The organism is Streptomyces sp. NPDC058864 (assembly GCF_042742985.1).
Lineage (GTDB): Bacteria > Actinomycetota > Actinomycetes > Streptomycetales > Streptomycetaceae > Actinacidiphila.
The window spans coordinates 1-18,207 of the sequence record NZ_JBHYMQ010000110.1; the positions used below are offsets into that span (position 1 = coordinate 1).

The 18,207-nt window shown below is 67.8% G+C and carries 15 protein-coding genes and 4 pseudogenes; 8 read left to right on the forward strand and 11 right to left on the reverse strand.

Annotation, left to right across the window (positions count from 1 at the left end; all coding sequences use genetic code 11):
• Positions 1–108 precede the first annotated feature (108 nt).
• From ACFW3D_RS40090 to ACFW3D_RS40105, 4 genes and pseudogenes are all read right to left on the reverse strand, one after another.
• On the reverse strand, positions 109–528 hold the full coding sequence (locus tag ACFW3D_RS40090; protein WP_500513209.1) for a hypothetical protein: 420 nt from the start codon (positions 526–528) through the stop codon (positions 109–111).
• A gap of 1,698 nt (positions 529–2,226) precedes the next feature.
• Entirely contained in the window at positions 2,227–2,820 is a 594-nt protein-coding gene (locus ACFW3D_RS40095; protein ID WP_500513211.1) for a hypothetical protein, read from the reverse strand.
• A gap of 217 nt (positions 2,821–3,037) precedes the next feature.
• Positions 3,038–4,023: pseudogene (locus ACFW3D_RS40100) on the reverse strand (IS110 family transposase); the annotation flags it as partial.
• Positions 3,948–4,517, reverse strand: a pseudogene (locus ACFW3D_RS40105) (sensor histidine kinase); the annotation flags it as partial. The pseudogenes ACFW3D_RS40100 and ACFW3D_RS40105, both read right to left, overlap by 76 nt.
• A 34-nt stretch (positions 4,518–4,551) precedes the next feature.
• Between ACFW3D_RS40105 and ACFW3D_RS40110 the strand changes: the two are divergent.
• On the forward strand, positions 4,552–5,145 hold the full coding sequence (locus ACFW3D_RS40110) for an ABC transporter permease (protein WP_500513213.1): 594 nt from the start codon (positions 4,552–4,554) through the stop codon (positions 5,143–5,145).
• A 502-nt stretch (positions 5,146–5,647) separates the two neighbouring features.
• On the opposite strand, the gene ACFW3D_RS40115 is transcribed toward ACFW3D_RS40110, so the two are convergent.
• Positions 5,648–6,232 (reverse strand): TerD family protein, encoded by a 585-nt coding sequence (locus ACFW3D_RS40115; protein WP_500513215.1) that lies wholly within the window; start codon positions 6,230–6,232, stop codon positions 5,648–5,650.
• 496 nt (positions 6,233–6,728) lie between these two features.
• Here ACFW3D_RS40115 and ACFW3D_RS40120 point away from each other — a divergent pair, with 496 nt between their 5' ends.
• Positions 6,729–7,088: an ArsR/SmtB family transcription factor gene (locus tag ACFW3D_RS40120; RefSeq protein ID WP_500513217.1), complete on the forward strand. Its 360-nt coding sequence runs from the start codon at positions 6,729–6,731 to the stop codon at positions 7,086–7,088.
• A 367-nt stretch (positions 7,089–7,455) separates the two neighbouring features.
• Here the strand turns inward: ACFW3D_RS40120 and mgtA are convergent, their stop codons facing one another.
• Both mgtA and ACFW3D_RS40130 read right to left on the reverse strand, forming a co-directional pair.
• Positions 7,456–10,098 carry a magnesium-translocating P-type ATPase gene (mgtA, locus tag ACFW3D_RS40125; protein WP_500513219.1) on the reverse strand — a complete coding sequence of 881 codons (2,643 nt, stop codon included), beginning with the start codon at positions 10,096–10,098 and terminating at the stop codon, positions 7,456–7,458.
• Positions 10,085–10,438, reverse strand: coding sequence for an ArsR/SmtB family transcription factor (locus ACFW3D_RS40130; protein WP_500513221.1), 354 nt, complete (start codon positions 10,436–10,438; stop codon positions 10,085–10,087). Before ACFW3D_RS40130 ends, mgtA begins: the two co-directional genes overlap by 14 nt.
• Before the next feature lie 248 nt (positions 10,439–10,686).
• Between ACFW3D_RS40130 and tatA the strand changes: the two genes are divergently transcribed.
• Positions 10,687–10,881, forward strand: a complete 195-nt coding sequence (gene tatA / locus ACFW3D_RS40135; protein WP_500513235.1) for a Sec-independent protein translocase subunit TatA — start codon at positions 10,687–10,689, stop codon at positions 10,879–10,881.
• 71 nt (positions 10,882–10,952) lie between these two features.
• On the opposite strand, the gene ACFW3D_RS40140 is transcribed toward tatA, so the two are convergent.
• Positions 10,953–11,159, reverse strand: a complete 207-nt coding sequence (locus tag ACFW3D_RS40140) for a hypothetical protein (protein WP_500513223.1) — start codon at positions 11,157–11,159, stop codon at positions 10,953–10,955.
• A 136-nt stretch (positions 11,160–11,295) separates the two neighbouring features.
• Between ACFW3D_RS40140 and ACFW3D_RS40145 the strand changes: the two genes are divergently transcribed.
• The 4 genes and pseudogenes from ACFW3D_RS40145 to ACFW3D_RS40160 all read left to right on the forward strand — a co-directional run bounded on the left by ACFW3D_RS40145 (position 11,296) and on the right by ACFW3D_RS40160 (position 14,977).
• On the forward strand, positions 11,296–11,871 hold the full coding sequence (locus ACFW3D_RS40145) for a TerD family protein (RefSeq protein ID WP_500513225.1): 576 nt from the start codon (positions 11,296–11,298) through the stop codon (positions 11,869–11,871).
• Between the two features lie 106 nt (positions 11,872–11,977).
• Positions 11,978–13,654, forward strand: a complete 1,677-nt coding sequence (locus ACFW3D_RS40150; protein ID WP_500513227.1) for an LCP family protein — start codon at positions 11,978–11,980, stop codon at positions 13,652–13,654.
• Between the two features lie 19 nt (positions 13,655–13,673).
• Positions 13,674–14,632 (forward strand): annotated as a pseudogene (locus ACFW3D_RS40155) (ion transporter).
• Between the two features lie 81 nt (positions 14,633–14,713).
• A complete protein-coding gene (locus ACFW3D_RS40160; protein WP_500513229.1) occupies positions 14,714–14,977 on the forward strand; it encodes a GlsB/YeaQ/YmgE family stress response membrane protein in 264 nt (87 codons plus the stop codon).
• A 173-nt stretch (positions 14,978–15,150) separates the two neighbouring features.
• Here the strand turns inward: ACFW3D_RS40160 and ACFW3D_RS40165 are convergent, their stop codons facing one another.
• From ACFW3D_RS40165 to ACFW3D_RS40175, 3 genes and pseudogenes are all read right to left on the reverse strand, one after another.
• Complete coding sequence (locus ACFW3D_RS40165; protein ID WP_500513231.1) at positions 15,151–15,417, reverse strand: GlsB/YeaQ/YmgE family stress response membrane protein; 267 nt, start codon at positions 15,415–15,417, stop codon at positions 15,151–15,153.
• A 530-nt stretch (positions 15,418–15,947) separates the two neighbouring features.
• Positions 15,948–16,136: pseudogene (locus tag ACFW3D_RS40170) on the reverse strand (Tellurite resistance TerB); the annotation flags it as partial.
• 69 nt (positions 16,137–16,205) lie between these two features.
• Positions 16,206–17,207 (reverse strand): sporulation protein, encoded by a 1,002-nt coding sequence (locus tag ACFW3D_RS40175; RefSeq protein ID WP_500513237.1) that lies wholly within the window; start codon positions 17,205–17,207, stop codon positions 16,206–16,208.
• A 344-nt stretch (positions 17,208–17,551) separates the two neighbouring features.
• Here ACFW3D_RS40175 and ACFW3D_RS40180 point away from each other — a divergent pair.
• Positions 17,552–18,207: CNNM domain-containing protein (locus ACFW3D_RS40180; RefSeq protein ID WP_500513233.1), on the forward strand; the 656-nt coding region annotated here is incomplete at its 3' end.

The window sequence follows — 18,207 nt, forward strand, 5'->3', positions numbered from 1 at the left end:
AGGCTTCACCCTACTTCGCCACCGCATCCTCCTCGGATAGCAGCACGCTCCGTCACCACCGAATGTGAGACAGGGCCGTTCTTTGTACAGTCCCGAGCTGGTGGATGGTCAGGATTCGGGGCAGAGCGTCTTGCGCAGCCCGACGTTGATGTGACGTCCGTCGTGATCGGTCAGCGTGACGCCGTTGTAGGAGAACCGCTGTGCAGCACTGCGGTCCGGGTTCGTCGCGTCGCCGTCAAGGGCCGAGCATTGGCTGCGGGCCGCGTTGATGGCCTTGTCCTCGTCATGGGTGAGGTTGCTGTTGACGTCCATGACGGCCGCGAGGACGGCGTCGCGCTCGGCGCCGGTGGGCTGGGGTGGCATGCTGGCGTTCTTGGCGGCATCGCTGTTGTCTGCGATATTCGACGCCTCGGATGTGGCGCACTTGCTGGTGCCGGCCTTGCTGTCGCTGTCCGTGTCGCTGCTGCAGCCAACGACGGTGACGGCGAGTATGGCGGCGATGGCCGCGGTGGTGGCGCGGATGCGCATGATCCCCCTGGTGTTATGCGAGTAGGAATATGCTGCGGCAGGCGGGGCGCTTGGGCTGCAGCGGAGACAGGGTTGTGACGTGCTGCGGACGCTTTTGAAGCGATCCCGTCCCCCGTGTGCGCTGACTGACTCCAGGGCGGATTGCCGTGTTGTTGTTCGCGATGCTGTGGCACGATCCACGCCTGCTCGGCTTGCCGGCCGTAATGGCGTGCACCGCGCCCGGCCGTGCCACTGCTCTCCTGCGCACTCTCCTGCGTGCTCTTCTCGTCTTGACGGACCCTGACGTCAACCGCTGACCCGCGATCAAGGCCGCCGTCACCCGCGACCAGCATGAGCCCGCCGAAGGACAGTCACGCCACCGTCTCCGACCTGCATCTTCGAAGATGGCGAAGGCTCTGTGGGAAGCGACCCGTACCGCGCCGAACCGGAGCGCCGCCCGACAGACCCGATCGCTCAAGCCGCCCCAAGGCCAGTCGCTTCACTGCTTGTGGGCGTCCTGGCGGGCCGCTGTGGTGTTCGGCTTCGGTATCGCTGTGGTGGACGTCCTGCTGGCTCGAGTGGTTTCGTTCATCTCAAGGAACAGCGGTGGGGCCGCGTTCCGGAGTCAGTTGTCGATCTGCCTGCTTGAGAATGTCGACGACCAATGACGGCGCTGTCGAGTCTCCGAACGTGGGACGGCCTGTTGCCTGTCAGAGCAGTGGGCCGTTGAAGCAGGTAGCGGCAGGAGTGAGGCATAGACGGTCAATGTGGTGCTACTTGAAGATCTGCAGACTCCATGTGTCCACCTCGGGACTGTGTCGGTAGAAGACGTTCGGCTGAACCGGGTCGCAGGTGACCAGCAGAATGTCTCCCTGGCCGAGTACAACCGTCCGCTCGACTCGTGTGGAATGTCGCCTGCGGGTTCGAAGGACCTCGAGCCGTAGTGAATGCGGGCCTGGAAGACGAGGGATGAAGCGAACCGTTCTGATGGTGCTTCGATCCACGCTGCAGAACTGACGTTCGCCTTCCGTGACGGACACCAGGCACCACTTGGGTGACATGCCGCGGGGAGGGTCGCGCAGGTCCACCTGGACCAGCAGGCCGGTCCGGCCTCGCCGGCGGGCGCTGCGGATGAGGTAGCGAGAGCGCCACTTCAACCGGCCGTCGAAGACACTGTCCACCTGCACCGCAACGTCTCCCAAGATTCCCCCGTCTGCTAGCCGGTCAAGTCACCGACCGCCCAGGCTGACACGGACGCGCTGGACGCGGAAGTACCCCAACCGGCAGCGTGACCCGAGACAATCCTGCCGACAACAGCGGTGCCGAGCCCGCCGGAGTCAGCCGATCGTGGCAGGCTCTCCGGCTCGTGCTGGGGCGCTACCCTGGCAAGGAGGACCAGTGCCTCCAGACTCATCAACACCACCTGTCCGTGGCACGGGGCGCCTCCCAAACTCATCGACAAGCAACGTCCCTGCTGCTCGATAAAGCCACCCGGGCCTGCGCTGCCGCGGCGGCCATCCGTGCCGATCTGCGCGACGTCGCGATGGAGGCGTCTGCTGCGGCCGTGTACGTCACCGGGGTCGTGGCGGTGAAGAAGCGGGACCGGTTCCGTCGACGGCACTTGTTGGCCGCCGAAGCCCGCCGGCACCTCGCCCGTCTCGGGCCACAGTCCGTCAAGACGGTCCTGCCTCTCGCCAGGGCCTGTTCGTCGCCTGGCCTTCAGGACGGTCCGGGTGACGTCGCCGCGGCGGATGAATCCCCCGGGGCCGTCCGCGCGCGGGAGCCGGCAGCTGCTGATGCTGAGGCGAGGACCAGGAAACTGCTGGCCGCATAGAACAGCGCCGGCCCAGCGCTGAAGATCCTACGTTCCGCCTTCATTGCCGCGTAGTACTCGGCCTCAGTGAGATCCACCCTGACGCTGCGCTGCGGATTCACGCTCCTGTCCCAGTAGGTGTAGTAGTAGCCCGACGCGTCTGCCTGCGCATCCTCGGCTGCGCCGGCACCGGTGGCAAAGCCGAGCGCGGCCAGGCAGATGATGACCGCGTAGGTGAGCTTCAGGGCGGGCGGCAGCACCCGGACGTACCTGGCGAACCGGTCGGCGTTGGCCCCACCCAGCAAACGGGCCCCGCCTGCGCCCCGGAAGAGCGCGACAGCGAACACCGGGAACACCGCCCCGAACAGACCCATGACAAGCCACTTCGGCACGGTGTACGTGCCGGGCAGCCAGGTCGAGGCCATGCACAGCAGCTCAAGACCACAGAGCACCATGGCCAGTACGAAGTGCACCCGGTAGCTGCCTCGCAGCTCCCCCATACGATTTCCTCCCGCAAGCCTGATTGGACACCATAGCGACAGCCGCAGGGGATCAGGAGTGGTGCGGGCGCGTGACCCGGCGGCCCGCTGACGCAGGCAAGTCTGCAGAACTCGGCGGCTTGTCGGGCCGCATCGTAAGGACTTCGTAGCATCTCCGGCCGGGACACAAGGGCTCCACATCGCGTGTAATCAGAAGCTGTTGATGCCCCTATGGATGTCAACTTGTGGTCGCGTAGGGATGTGCGTGGCATGAGGCTGTCCTGTTGGGGGCGATGAGTCGGTAGATTTCGCGTGCGACATATCGCTTCAGGCACCTGATGATCTCCCGGCGGGTCTTGCCCTCGGCGAGGCGTCGCCGCAGGTAGTCCTGGGTGCGGCCATCCCAGCGCAGGCGGCTGATGACGATCCGGTAGAGGGCCGCGTTGGCCTGGCGGTCACCGCCACGGTTGAGACGGCGTCGTTGGGTCTTGCCTGAGGATGCCTCTACTGGGCTGGTGCCGCAGAGGGCGGCGAAGGACGCCTCGCTGCTGAGGCGATCGGGATTGTCGCCGGCCGAGATCAGCAGGGTGGCGGCCTGGTGCCGCAGAGGGCGGCGAAGGACGCCTCGCTGCTGAGGCGATCGGGATTGTCGCCGGCCGAGATCAGCAGGGTGGCGGCGCTGTCCGGGCCGACGCCGTGTGTGTCGAGCAGGCCAGGGAAGTTTGCTTCGACGCCCGCGGCTATCCGCTTGTTCAGGTCGTCGATCTCCTCGGTCAGGTGCTGGATGCGACCGGCGAGGCGTTTCAGGACGTGCCGGGCAGTGCCTGTCGGCCCGCCTTCCTGTGAGTCGTCCAGCTCGGCGCACCGCTTGAACAGGCGCGGGTTGCTCAGCCCGGCCAGCGACTCGCGCAAGGCGGCGTCGGCCGAGACCAGGACGCTCTTGAGCTGGTTGATGGCCTGGGTCCGGGACTTGACCGCAGACCCTTTCGCCAGCTTGAGCAGCCGCAGCGCTTCGACCGGGCCGTCACTTGACTTCGCGGTCGCGGTCGCGCGACCGGACAGCACGGCGCGGGCCGCGGCTTCCGCGTCGACGGCGTCAGTCTTGCCACGTCGCCGGCGTGCTGCCTTGTCCGGCTGGTTGACCTCCGTCACCTCAATGCCCTCGGCGCGCAGGAGGCGGGTGAGCGCGGCCCCGTAGGAGCCGGTGCACTCCACCCCGGCCCGGCGCGCAGGCCGATCAGGCCCCGGCCGTTCCCGGTGGTCGCCCCCGGGCCGGGACGTCCACCGGCGTCGGTGACTTCCACCCGCAGCCGTTCCGGTCCGTATGCGAGGGTCACGCAGGCGGTGGCACCGGACGCGTGCCTCACGGTGTTGGTCAGGGCCTCCTGGACCACGCGGTAGACCGCGAGCCCGACGCCGGACGGGATCTCGCGGGGCGGGCCGGTCACGGTCAGCTCGACCGGCAGCCCGGCCTCCCGTACCCGCCCAACGAGCGCGGCCAGTTGGTCGAGGCCGGGCTGCGGTGCCAGCTCCACGCCGGCGCCGGCCGGGTCATCGGCCCCGCCCGCCGGCTCGCCCTCACCGGGCATCGTGAGCAGGCCCATGACGTGCCGCAGTTCGGTCATGGCCGCCCGACCGCCCGCCTCGACGGCGAGCAGGGCCGCACCGGCCTGCTCGGGCGAGGTTTTCATGATCTTGCGGGCGGCGCCCGCCTGAATCGTCGGGGAGGTCCTGGACACCCGCAAGGGCGGCATGCAGGTCTTCACCGACGCCTCGACCCTGGCGTCCGCGCATCCCGACCCGGCGGAGACGAGCCATCACATCGCGGTCGCGCCGGGCACCGACGTGACCGGCTACGTCAAGGCGCTGAACAAACGCCTGGGGCCGCTGGGGGTCACCGCCCGGGCCGGCGGGCTCGACTCGGGCAGCGACATGGTCGTCACGCTCAACGCGCTGTCCGTGCTCCTCACGCTGATGCTCATCGCCGTCGCCGCGCTCGGCGTGCTCAACGGCGTACTGCTCGACACCCGCGAACGCGTCCGGGAACTCGGCGTCCACAAGGCCCTCGGCATGACCCCCCGGCAGACCATCGCGATGGTCATCACCTCGGTCGTCGTGACCGGACTCATCGCGGGCGCCCTGGGCGTGGTCCTGCACGGCTGGGTCATCCCCGCGATGGGCGACAGCGTGGGGCTCCGCCTCCCCGCCTCCGTCATCGCCGTACACCACGCTGCCCAACTGCTCCCGCTCGCACTCGGCGGCCTGCTCATCGCCACCCTGGGAGCACTCCTGCCCGCCGGCTGGGTCACCAGAACCCGCACCGCCACCGCGCTACGCACCGAATAGGAGGTTGGATCCAGAGCTCGTGCCCTGGCCCCTGCGGCTGAACTCGCCGACGGAGCCCCCCGCGCGGCGGCTTGTGGACTGATCACGCGGCGAGCAGTCTGAGCGACAGCCGAGGGCACTGCTCTCTCTCCCGAGACCCTCGCGCAGAGGCAGGCCCCCACCGCGGCGAAGCGACGGGGGCCTGCCGGACCAGCACGATCCCGAACTGGAACCTGCGGCGGAACATCAACTCGCCCGATCAAGGCCGATACCGCTCGTCGCCACGGTTGGAGGGCCATGCGCGCCGTTCACCCAGGTGCCCCAGCCGGTGCGCGTTCCTGTCGGTCAAAGCTGACCGCCACCGGCGTCACGTGTCGGCAAACCTGACACATCGCACATCAGCCGCACCCCCTGCGGGCCGCCGGTCAGAATGTTCCTGGTGAGCTCGGCGATCCAGGCTTCGCCGCAGATCTCGCCTCCCGGCCTGGGCGGCCGGCATCTTGAGCACAGCTTGGTAGACGAACTACTTGCTTATGGCGAAGCGCATCAGGGCGTGCTCGTCGCCCTGCTTGATCTTCCCGGTCGTGTTGATCACCTCGAGTTTCCAGCCGGCACCGACCCGCAGGGCCTTCGCCACGGCACATCCGTTGTCCTGGCTGAGCAGGCTCGGCCAGATGTCGGCAACCTGCTGCGTGCTGCCCCCGGTCGCGTCGTACACCTTGAAGCTGATGTTGCGCGCCTGCTGGAAGGAACTGCCCTTCTTGTAGGCGGCGGCGACAAATACGATCGATGTGATGTGGGCCGGGAGACGTGCGAACTCGACCGTCACTGTCTCGTCGTCGCCGTCTCCATGGCCTGTCTGATTGTCCCCGCTGTGGACCAGGGAGCCATTCCCCATGGGATCAAGCGAGTCCAGACCCGCCAGGCGCACCGGGTCCGCACCCTGCATCGCGATTGCGATCAAATCAAGGTCGGCGCCCTTCTTACGGCGGAGCTTGCCCATCACTCCGCCGCTACTGCCCGCAGTGGGATCCCAGGACACTCCGATCGACAGATGGGTCACTCCGTCCAGATCTGCCGGACCGTCTTCCTTCTTGAGCGTAATCATCCGAAAGTCATCCTCGCGTTGCCGACTGCGACACACAGAGTGTCCCTCAACTCGCCCCTCGAAGGATGGGATCAGGGTCACAGACAGGGCATGACACGCTGCCAGGTGGGCGCCTTGCGCGCCCCTGCGTGCCACAGGCCCCGCTGGTGATGCCGCGGCCTGGACGACCGGGTCACGGATTGTCTGCAGGACGATGGTGAAGCCGCAGCGGACCGGGTCGGTGCTCGGCCGGGGGCCCCGCAGCGCGGCAGGCCCGGGTGCCACTCATCGGGCAGTGGAGTGGACACGGAGGCGAGCGTCTGTCGGTTGCCCATGTTGTTGCGATACGCGGCGCCAGCAGGCACATACTCACGGCCCGGTGCCAGCGGCGGCGTGGCTGCATGCCATACTTTAGATATTGCGCAACTATTCTGACGGCAGCGCGCGTGAGCGTCCAAAGCGGAATCTCAGACGGTGGCAGCGCGAAGACGACCGAGGCGTGATGGGGGAAGAGCCTGTGAGGGCAGCAGACGCCGGCGACTCCACGAATCCGCCAGCCGAGCTGTTCGCAGACGCCGCTACAGCGTTCGGACTGCTGGCATCGGCGGGTCGGCTGCACATTATGTGGTCCCTGGCCCAGAGCGAGAGCGATGTCACCCACCTGGCGGAGCGCGTCGGCCAGGCGCTGCCAACGGTCAGTCAACACCTGTCGAAGCTGAAGATGGCCGGGCTGGTCCGCTCTCGCCGGGAGGGGCGGCACCAGGTCTACTTTGTCGATGACCCGGACGTCATGACCGTGGTGCGGCTCATGATCGGGCAGTTGGCCGCACGAGCCACGACCGGAACGTGGTCCATGCTGCGTGGGCCTGGTGTTTGAGACCGAGCGAGCCATGTCATGGAACGAATGGATCGTTCCCGCTGAATGCGATTCCCCACTCCAACGCGGTCCAGCGTCCCGCGGACTCCAGGGCGGGCACCACGGATCACGACGGTCACCGTGCCGGGCGGGAGGGTCAGGACAGGGCGCGCGATCTCGATGGCACAGACCGTGTCCAGGTGGCCGACAGCGCTCAGGTCCATCTCCCAGCGGCGGATGTCCTGCTGGATCTGCGTGCGGATGGTCCGGCTGATCTCGATGGCCGCCGTCTTGACGGGGTCTCCCTCGAAGGCGAGGTGAGCCGTGGTTCCGCGGACGGCTGTCACCCGTACGTGACAGTGCACGAAGGATCGTCGCCGGCGGAAGATCATACGATGGCCTTCTCGGTTGGTAGGGGGCGGTCCTTGTGGCGCAGTCCCCGGTTGCGGACGAGGAGCAGGCAGCAGGCGTACGTGCTGAGGATCAGCGCAAGGCCGGGGTAGTAAGCAGCTGGGAGAGAGCTCATGCCGAGCACGGGGGCAACAGGCGAGAAGGGTACGAGCAAGCCGACTGCCGCCAAGGCCAGGTTGGCGAGGCGCAGCGGCCAGGGGGCCGGGGTGCGGTCGCCGCGGCTCGGGCTGCGCAGGACGTGGACGGTCAGGGCCTGGGTGAGCAGGTTCTCCGTGAACCAGCCGGCGTGGAAGAAGGACTGCGCGTGGGGAGTGGTGAAGCCGTGCGTGAGCCAGCCGATCATCGCGAAGGTGGTGAGGTCGGCCGCGGCGTTGATGAGTCCGAACCGTATCGCGAACTTCGCGAGGGCCGCACGGTTCAGTGCCGATGGCGGTGGCGTGCGGGAGGGACGCGGGCGGTCGAAGGCGAGGGCGAGTTGCGCGGCGTCGAAGCAGAGGTTCTGTACCAGCACCTGGGAGGGCAACATCGGTAGGAAGGGCAGAAGTGCCCCGGCGGTGAGCATCGCCAGGACGTTGCCGACGTTGGCGGACAGCGTGACGCGCAAGTAGTTGCCGATGTTCGCCAGGGAGCGGCGGCCTGTACGGACGGCATGACTGATGGCGGCGAGGTCTTTGGCTGCCAGGACGGTGTCTGCGGTCTCCCGGGCGGCGTCGACGGCGCTGTGAGGACAGATGCCGATGTCAGCGGCGCGCAGGGCGGGGATGTCGTTGATGCCGTCACCGAGAAATCCGGTGGTATGGCCGGCCTGGCTCAGGGCTCGGACGATGCGGGCCTTGTGCTGGGGGGTGGCGCGGGCGAAGACGGTGGTGGATTCGGCGAGCCGGGCGAGGGCACGGTCGTCGAGGGCGTCGATGGTGTGGGCGGGGATGACTCGTCTGGGTTCGATGCCCACGTCCTGGCAGGCGCGGACAGCCGTGGCGGGGTGGTCACCGGTGACGATCTTCACGGTGACGCCGTGGGCGCCGAGGTCTGAGAGCGCCCGCGCGGCGGAGGGTTCGGGTTCGTCGTGCAGTCCGATGAAGCCGGTCAGGGTGAGCCCGGACTCGTCTCCTGCGGTATAGGGACGGGTGCGCGCCGGCCGTTCGGCCAGGGCGACGGCGAGCACGCGCAGCCCTTCCGCGGAGTGGTCCTCGACCAGGCGCAGGATACGAGCGCGCTCATCGAGTTCCATACCCTGGCATCGGTCCAGGACGTGCTCGGGGGCGCCGGTGACGATGAGGGTGTGCTGGCCTGGACGTGCCGATCGGCGTACGACAGCGGTTGAGCGGCGGCGTACGGGATCAAAGGGGATGACTTCCACCGCCGTGACGCTTTGGTTGAAAGGTTCGTCAAAGTCTTCGGCGGCGTCCAGGAGGGCTTCGTCGAAAGCGTCGAGTACAGGGAGATCGGCGAGTTCCGCACTGGCCAGGCTGGCTGTGATGGCCCAGCGCAGCACGGCGGGGTCGGGGTTTCCATGAGGATCCACCGCTCGGTCAACGACGAGCCGGTCACGGGTGAGAGTGCCGGTCTTGTCGACGCAGAGCACATCCATCGCGCCGAGTTCGTGCAAAGCAGGAAGCCGCTTGATGACGACCTGGTGGTGGCGCAGCACACTCGCCCCCCGCGCCAACGCCGTGGTGATCACCACGGGCAGCATCTCCGGAGTGAGCCCCACGGCGACGGCCACGGCGAAGGGGAGGGTGTCCCACCCACGGCCATGGAGGATCGCTCCCGCGGCCAGGACCAGGGGGACGGTGGCGAGCATGAACCGGACAAGGGCCAAAGCCGTGGACCGGGCCGTCCGGTCGAAAGCAGTCGGTGGCCGGGTGACGTGGGCCGGCTGATGCGTCGAAGCAAAACTGGTGTCGCGGCCGGTGGCGACGACGACGGCGCTCGCAGAACCGGACACGACACTGCTGCCCAGGAAGCACAGATGCGGGAGGCCGAAGCCCGCGGTCGTGGGCCCGCGGACCGCTTGGAGGTCTTTGCGCACAGGAGCCGATTCCCCGGTGAGCGGGGCCTGGTTGACCGTGAGGTTGTGACTCTTCAGCAACCGCAGGTCGGCTGGTACGACGTCTCCGGGTGAGAGCTTGACGATGTCCCCCGCCACAAGCTGGGACAGCGGAATGTCGCGGGGCAACGGTACAGAATCGTCGTCGGCCCGGCGGAGCACGGTCGCCGTGGAGGCGACCAGCGCCCGCAGTGCTGCCGCGGCTTTGTCAGCTCGGTGCTCGCCGGCAAGACGGAGTACCGCGCTGGCCCCCACCAGGATCGCGATCACCAGGGTCGTGCCGCGTGCTCCGGTCAGAGAGGAGACGAGAGCCAGAGAGCACAGGACGATGGTGAATGGATCGCGCAGGGCGGTGAGCAACCGGACGGTCCAGGGCCGCGAAGTGGCCAGGGGAAGTGCGTTCTCTCCGGCGGCGAGCCGCTGCTGTGCCTCGCGTTCGGTCAGACCTCGTGGCCCGGTCTCAAGGTGTCGCAGGACCTGTAGTTCGGTGAGGTCCGCGAGGGCGGTCGGCGTGACACCTGGAAGCGACGGCCGGTACGCCTCCGGGGCGGCGGCTTCAGGCCAGGCCACGGGTACGGCGGGAGCCGGGGACGGGTGCCCGGGTCAGTTGCCCGACCATGAGCTCCACGGCCGACACCACGGCAGGGTCGTCCACGAGGTAGACCTGACGACGGCCCTCCCGACGTGAGCGGACCAACCCGGCGAGCTTGAGCTTGGCCAGGTGCTGGCTGACGGCGGGTAGCGTCCCACCCACGCGCTCGGCCAGGCCAGTGACGTCACACTCGCCCTCGGACAGGGCCCAGACGATGTGCAGCCGCATCGTCGAGGCCAGCAACCCGAAAGCGGCTGCCGCACCCTGGAGCACCTCGGGGGAGGGATCGCCGGTGTGGTCCGCAGCGGACCTCGTCACGTGAACCTCCCTCGGCTGGCTTTCTGTGAGCCACCAGGGTACGCAACAGCCGGGCACGTACCCCACTCCGAATTGCACAGTTACGCAATGCGGGAACCTGGGCGGAAGCCGTGGGGCCCGCGTCTGAGTCCGCGCCCGGTATCACTGGAGCCGGTGTTGTGTTTACGGGCCGGCGATCGCATAATTGCGCAATCGAGCAAGTCACGGGACGGAGGACCGTCTCCGGAATGGACGAGGCGGTGACGTTGATGCTGCGGAACGGGCTGGAGCCCTGGCACCTCTTGCTGGTCGTGGTGGTGGCGCTCGTGGTGTTCGGGTCGAAGAAGCTCCCGGATACGGCGCGAGCCCTGGGTAAGTCGATGCGGATCCTCAAGAGTGAGGCGCGGGCGATGAAGGCGGATGACGCCGCCGAGAAGGCGACGCACACCCCCGAGGGCCAGTAGCCCCCCGACCACCAAGGGTGACCGGCGTCGACACTCAGGCCACCCAGAGCGTCAAGCGGGGATCGGACGACTCAAGGGCTCGCAGGGTCGTATCCGTAGCGCAGCGGCGGCTGGGCGTGCTTCCGGCGGTAGACGAAGACCATGTCTACGACCAGGTCATGCACAGGCTCGTCGGCCTGGCATCGACGGGTGATCTGCAACACGAGCGGACGCTCCGCGACACGCACCGTCACACCGTCTGCCGGTCCACCTTCCAGCACCGCCGTCTCCCACACCATCGATGCCCTCCCATTGCCATCAAGTCAGTACCAACGACATGCATACTTTAGCCATTGCGCAATCGGGGAACCGAACAGGATCGGATCGCGTTCTTCCTGGCGCCAGACGGATCGCAGGACGAGCAGGAGGTACTTCGTGGGTGTGACGTTGTCCAAGGGCGGCAATGTGTCGTTGAGCAAGGAAGCCCCGGGACTGACCGCGGTCACGGTCGGTCTGGGCTGGGACGTGCGCACCACGACCGGAGCGGACTACGACCTGGACGCCTCCGCCCTGCTCTGCGGCACTGACGGCCGGGTGCTGTCGGACCAGCACTTCGTGTTCTTCAACAATCTCGCCAGCCCTGACCGCTCGGTTGAGCACAGCGGGGACAATCTCACCGGCGGCGGCGACGGAGACGACGAGCAGATCAAGGTCAGCCTCGCCACGGTGGCGCCCCAGGTCACCAAGATCGTCTTCCCCGTCTCGATCTACGACGCGGACAAGCGCGGGCAGAGCTTCGGTCAGGTCCGCAACGCCTTCATCCGCATCGTCAACCAGGCCGATGGCCGAGAACTGGCGCGCTACGACCTTACCGAGGATGCTTCTACCGAGACCGCGATGATCTTCGGTGAGCTGTACCGCCACGGCGCGGAGTGGAAGTTCCGGGCCATCGGACAGGGCTACGCCTCCGGACTCGCCGGCATCGCCAGTGACTACGGCGTCAGCGTCTGAGCCGCGACCCACCAGACCGGGGCCGCCGCCATCCCCCCTGCGGCGGCCCCGCCCTCCACCTCGGCGGGCAAACCATTCCTTCCGGCAGTAGACAGCGAGTGAAACCATGCGTCACGGCGGCGGCCACGCGAGGGGCGGAGAACGTGCCGCCCGCACCGACACCGACCCCCTCGAGTCATACGACACCCCGAGCCTGGCCGACGGCTCACCACAAGATGCTCGGCAAGCGGCCAGGTTCGTGCCATCGCAGCGCCGGCGCGGTGCCCCAACGCCGGCTCGCCGAAGCGCACCTGACCGAAGGCGAAGAAAGCGGGGAAGGCGCCTGCTGCGCTGGCTGGCGGTCGTCACGTCGCTGGCGATACTCACCGCGGCGGCGGGTGCCTGGGCGTACTACCGGCACCTGAACGGCAACATCCAAAAGGACGCGCTGAACCTCGGCGACAGCAAGGCGGCCCATAGCAAGGCGAACGCGGCGGGCCAGACCCCGCTGAACATTCTCCTGCTCGGCTCCGACAGCCGGAACACCGCCGCGGACCTCAAGCTCGGCGGCGCAAGGGACACGGTCGGCCAGAAGCCCCGGGCCGACGTCCAGATGCTGCTGCACGTCTCCGCCGACCGCAGCAACATGACCGTGGTCAGCATCCCGCGCGACACCCGGGTCACCATCCCCAAGTGCACCGACCCGGACGACGGCCGGATCTACCCGCAAACCGACGACATCATCAACGCGAGCCTGTCTCACGGTGGCCCCGGCTGCACCGTGGCCACCTGGGAGAACCTGACCGGCATCCACATCGACCATTTCATGATGATCAGCTTCTCCGGTGTGGTGTCCATGGCCGACGCGGTCGGCGGCGTCCCGGTCTGCGTCAAGGGGAACGTCTGGGACAAGAAGTCCGGGCTCAAGCTCACCAAGGGCGACCACGTCATCAAGGGCCAGCAGGCCCTGCAGTGGCTCCGTACCCGGCACGGCTTCGAGGACGGCAGCGACATCGGCCGTACCCACGCCCAGCACATGTACATGAACGCGATGGTGCGCCAGCTGAAGTCCGGTGCGAAGCTCAACGACCCGGGCAAGCTGACGGGCCTGGCGGAGGCAGCCACCAAGGCGCTGACCGTCGACACCGGCCTCGGCACGGTCAAGAAGCTCTACAGCCTGGGCAACGACCTCAAGGGCGTCCCCACGAACCGCATCACGATGACGACGATGCCATGGGGCGCCGACCCGCAGAACCCGACCGCGCACGTCGTGCCGACCGGCGCGGCGACCAAGCTCTTCACGCTGCTCCGCAACGACGAGCCCGTGGACGGCAAGGGTGTGAAGGGCAAGCCCACCCCCACGCCGAGCGATGCCGCGACCGCGGCCTCACCCAAGGACCAGATCGCGGTCACCGTGCAGAACGGCACCGGAAACTCCACGCACGCCCCTGTGCCGGGCCGTGCCGGTGCGGTCAACGGGGCATTGCACGACATGGGGTTCACCCGGTCCACCGTCGATGCCGCACCGGCATCCCAGGCCGATACCACGATCACCTACCCGAGCGACGATAAAAGGGCCAACGCCCTGGCCGTCGCCAAGGCCCTCCACGTGCCGAGCAGTGCGGTCAAGAAGGTGCCGTCCGCGACGGGTATCGACCTCGTGGTCGGTTCCGACTGGACCGAGGGACCGGCCTACCCCCGTTCCGACAGCGCCGACACCAAGGCCGTCCTCGACCAATCGGCCGCACTCAACGCCTCCGACACCTCCGCCTGCATGAAGATCAACCCATACAACACCTGGTAAATCACTATGGTTCACAGAGGTGACCACGGCACCGGAGGATCGGGTACGCGCACATGGCCGAACACATCGCCCCCCAGCCCGTGCACTCGCCGTACGCTGCCGTCACGTCGTCGACTCTGACTGGTTCGGCGTCACCGTATTCGCCCTCGTCCTCGCCAACGCGGCCGTCCTCGGCGTCGAGACGTGCAGCGGGATCACCGCGCGCTGGCACGGCTCCCTGAAGCTGGTCGAGCACTGCCTCCTGGCAATCTTCAGCGCCGAGGTCGTCTTACGGGCCTGTGCCCACGCCGACCGCCCCAAGGACTTCCTCCGCGACCCGTGGAACGTCTTCGACCTGGCCGTGGTGACGCTGGCGTACCTGCCCTTCGCGCGCGAGAACGCCACGGTGCTGCGCCTGCGGCGGCTGGCCCGGTCGTGCGCGCGGCCCGTTTCCTGCCGCAGTTGCGCATCGTCATCGTGGCCGTCGGCAAAAGCCTGCCGGGGACGCTCAGTTTCCTGCTGGTCGGCACCATGCTGCTGTACGTCTACGCCATGACCGGCTGGGTCTTCTTCGCCGACGACGACCCCGAGCACTACGGCTCGATCGGCCGGGCCGCCCTGCCGCTCTTCCCGCTGATCACCCTGGACGGCATCGGCGACGCCGTCCGCGGCGGCCTGCAGATCTCGCGATGAAGCCTGCTCTACTACGCCTCCTATGTGCTGATCGGCTCATTCATGCTCGTCAACTTGCTCATCGGCGTGGTCATCACCTCGCTGGAGGAGGCCAGGCAGCTGGAGCACGAGCGTGAGCGCGAGTCGAGGCGGCGACCGGCCCCCGTCGAAACCCCCGACCACCTGCGCGAACGGATCGCCACCGTCCGGCGGACCTTGGACGAACTGGAAGCCGGGCTCGGCCTCGCCCACGCGAACGCCGCGAGGTCAGCGACCTGCCCACACCCCCAACGGCGACTGTCAGACGGAGCCGGCAGCCCCGCGTGAGGCACTCGTCCCCGTCCGGGCATAGGGATGCCCCATGTGGGGCAACCGATGCTCGTAGAACCTGCTCCCAGGGAGGCGGCAATGGAGATCTCGGGCATCATCAGCGCCATCATCATCGGCGTGATCATCGGCATTCTCGGACGACTGGTGGTACCCGGGCGCCAGCACATCGGTGTGATCTGGACCATCCTGGTCGGCATCGTGGCGGCACTCATCGGCTCCGCCATCGCCCGGGGGCTGGGTGTCGGGGACACCAACGGCATCGACTGGATCGAATGGCTCATCCAGATCGCTCTGGCCGCGGTTGGCGTCGCCGCTCTCGACCGCGCGAAGGCGCGCCGCTGACCGGCGGAGCTGAGGGCTCAGGAGGACACGGGACGGCGGCCCACCGCCGTCCCGCTTCCGTGTTCCTGCGCTCATCCGCGGCGCCAACGGCAAGTACACAAGCCGCCCTGGACCCAATGCCGCTGCAACCGGTATGGCCAAGGTGACCGGGGTCGTACGCCTCAGGTCATCGGTTACTCACGCGAGTTGCCGAACAGAACGCGATAGACGATGAGCAGCACGAGAGAGCCAGCGATCGCCGCTCCCCAGGTGTAGAGGTCGAAGAACTGATCCTCCACCGGACGATCTAGGAACCGTGCGGACAGCCAGCCACCCAGGAAAGCACCAGCGATCCCGATGAGGGTTGTGCCTATCAGGCCTCCCGGGTCCCGCCCCGGGAGCAGGATCTTGGCGATCGCCCCCCCGAGCAGTCCGAGGATGATCCATCCGATGATGCCCACGTCGTTCCTCCGGTTGTGCTGAGCCGGTCGGACAACCACCCGGCCGCTCGTCGTGAATTGCATGATTGCGCAACTCTTTAGTCAGTACGGAAGACGTCACAGGAGGCCCGCACGGTTGCGGCAGTGGCGCCCGATCCGCCGCCGGGTGGCCGGCAAGGCGCCTGGACGGCCACTACGCGCCCGAAGCCATGTGCGCCAGCGCGAACCATTCGACAACGGCGAGCATCGCCATGAGGGCGACCAGGATCGCCAACGCGCGCCAGTTCTTGGTGCTCATGAGCAGCCTCCTCGACAGCAAGATGACATCGGGGGGTGACTCCACGGATGGTCGGGACGACACGACCTGGAGGCATAGCCGTGTTCAAGGCTGCACGGTACAAGACTTAAGCAATAATGCAACCATCAGTCGGCCTTCCGGCCTGGGGCCCGCGAGTCGAACGACTTCGGGGCGCACTGAACGAGTGGCTGGGAAAAGGCTGGAGCGGACCGCACCGAATCCGGCACGACCCGCTCTGTCCTACGTGGGCTGACAGGCCGAACTCGGCCAGCGGGAGGTCGAGGGTGTAGAACGCCTCACGGACGACGGCCCGCTCGGTCTTGCCGAAGTTGCTTCGGCGCCGCCAATGACGATGCCGATCTGGACCACGGCCCGGCCTCGGCGGGCTTCTCTTCGGCCTGGCGATCTCCTGCAGAATGCTCACCCTGCCGAAGTCCAAGTCAGCCGCGCCCTTATGCACTGGCAAAGCAATGGCCGTCAGGTCAAACGCTTCGAACGCACCGAGAGAGCCTCAGGACTCGTCGTCGCCTTCGTCCTCGTCCTCGAAGATCTCTTCGATGACCTCCGAGGCCACATAGCCACCGACCGCACCCACGGCAAGGCCCGCCGCGCCCGCGGCAATGGCGGTGCCCATGCCGGGACCGGAACGGTGATGATCCTCGTAGTAGTGCTGCTCGTCCTTGTACCCGTGCCCTCCGTGGCCGGCATGCCCGTAGGAGGCGTGGCCAGCGAATCCGCTATGGCGGTGGTCGACAAGGCGGCGCATCCAGGAGTCGACCTCGGCGGTCCAGTCGACGTGCGGCACGCTGTCGTGGCTGATCACGAAGCGATTGACCTGGTCGTGGCCCTCGGTGAACAGACCACCGCGTTTGTCGGCCTCCAGGACGATCTCCACCCCGGCGGGATTGGCAAGAAATGTCAGCTCGATCTCGCTGACGGCGTGGGCGTACTGCGGGGCCGGGGTGAGCTCGATCTCCTGGTAGAACGGCAGGGTCTGGCCGGTGCCGTGAATGTACCCGGCTTCCAGGTCCGCCGATGTGAAGCCGAAGCCGAGCCGCCCCAGCGCCTCCAGGACCGCTTCTTGCGCCGGGAGCGGTGCGACGGACAGCGGGTCCAGGTCGCCCTTGTCCCGCGCGCCGGCCACCTCCAGCTCCGTCCGGACCCCCAGCGCAATGCCGAGCGGCTGTCCGTGCAGCTCGGAGATCGGTGCCTCCCACGGCACCGGCAGAGAGAAAGGAACGCTGGTCCGGTGGCCCGCCAGCAGATTGAAGCCGCCGCCGATGACGCACCGGTCAAACACGGCGACGCCGTCGTACTCGCCCTCCTCGGACTCGGCCTCGACTCTGGCGACCAGTTCCAGGACGACCGCCTGAATATGGGCGTCGGAGCTGCCGCCCTCCAGATGGACCTGCCCGAAGAGCGTGCCGCCGGGCATGACCGGCCCGCCTTCCAGCACCGTGTCCACCGAGGGCCCGCCCACGCCGAGCGATCCGAGCAGCCGTTTGAACACCATGACGGCGTCCACTCCTTACTTATGCGGTTCTGTCGGCCCCCTGCGGGCCGCCTTTAGAACTACCCCACCGGGTAAAGGAGTTTTCAAGTCACCCTGTTGGGCGCACAGCATCCAGCCACCTCTCCGAACAGGGATGTCCATGCCAGAAGGAATGGGGCGCGATCACCCAGCGTTGGATCCAACCCGAGCTGCGGGCTGCTCTTGCCCATCCCTTTACCATGAGAGCAGCCTCATCGTTCCGAGCATGAAGAAGGAGCCGCGGTTCCCGCGATGGACCATCCCCCGAGTACCGACCGTGTCATCCCCCGAGAGGCCCGCCGAGGCGTGCGAACGGGGGTGACACGGTGACCGAAGTGCTGCTCCTCCTGCTGGCCCTGCTGCTGACCCTGGCCTGCGCGGTGTTCGTCGCGGCGGAGTTCTCCCTGACCACGGTGGAGCGCGGCGAGCTGGAACGTTCCGCCGCCGCCGGTGAGCGCGGCGCGGACGGCGCCCTCAAGGCCGTGCGGCGGCTGACGCTGCAGCTGTCCGGCGCACAGCTGGGCATCACGGTGACCTCGCTGGTCATCGGCATGCTCGCCGAGCCGTCCCTGGCGGTGCTGCTCAGCGGCCCGATCGAGGCCGCCGGCCTGCCCGAGGGCGCCGCGTCCATGACCGGGACCGTCCTCGGCGTCGTCGTCTCGACCGTGGTGCTGATGGTGATCGGCGAGCTGGTGCCCAAGAACTGGGCGATCTCCAGCCCACTGGCCGTCGCCAAGGTGGTGGCCGGACCGCAGCGCGGCTTCACCGCGGCCTTCTCGCCGCTGATCAACCACCTCAACGACACCGCGAACCGCCTGGTGCGCCGCTTCGGCCTGGAACCGGCCGAGGAACTGGCCTCCGCCCGCACCCCGGACGAGCTGCGGGCCCTGGCCCGCCACTCCGCCGCCGAGGGCGTGCTGGAACCCGACTCCGCCGAGCTCTTCGTCCGCACGCTCCACCTGAGCGAGCTGACCGCGGAGAA

Coding starts and splice junctions, on each gene's coding strand:
- ACFW3D_RS40090 (WP_500513209.1), bottom strand. CDS start 528: ATGCGCATCCGCGCCACCACCGCGGCCATCGCCGCCATACTCGCCGTC.
- ACFW3D_RS40095 (WP_500513211.1), bottom strand. CDS start 2,820: ATGGGGGAGCTGCGAGGCAGCTACCGGGTGCACTTCGTACTGGCCATG.
- ACFW3D_RS40110 (WP_500513213.1), top strand. CDS start 4,552: ATGCAGGTCTTCACCGACGCCTCGACCCTGGCGTCCGCGCATCCCGAC.
- ACFW3D_RS40115 (WP_500513215.1), bottom strand. CDS start 6,232: ATGATTACGCTCAAGAAGGAAGACGGTCCGGCAGATCTGGACGGAGTG.
- tatA (WP_500513235.1), top strand. CDS start 10,687: ATGCTGCGGAACGGGCTGGAGCCCTGGCACCTCTTGCTGGTCGTGGTG.
- ACFW3D_RS40140 (WP_500513223.1), bottom strand. CDS start 11,159: ATGGTGTGGGAGACGGCGGTGCTGGAAGGTGGACCGGCAGACGGTGTG.
- ACFW3D_RS40150 (WP_500513227.1), top strand. CDS start 11,978: ATGCGTCACGGCGGCGGCCACGCGAGGGGCGGAGAACGTGCCGCCCGC.
- ACFW3D_RS40160 (WP_500513229.1), top strand. CDS start 14,714: ATGGAGATCTCGGGCATCATCAGCGCCATCATCATCGGCGTGATCATC.
- ACFW3D_RS40175 (WP_500513237.1), bottom strand. CDS start 17,207: ATGGTGTTCAAACGGCTGCTCGGATCGCTCGGCGTGGGCGGGCCCTCG.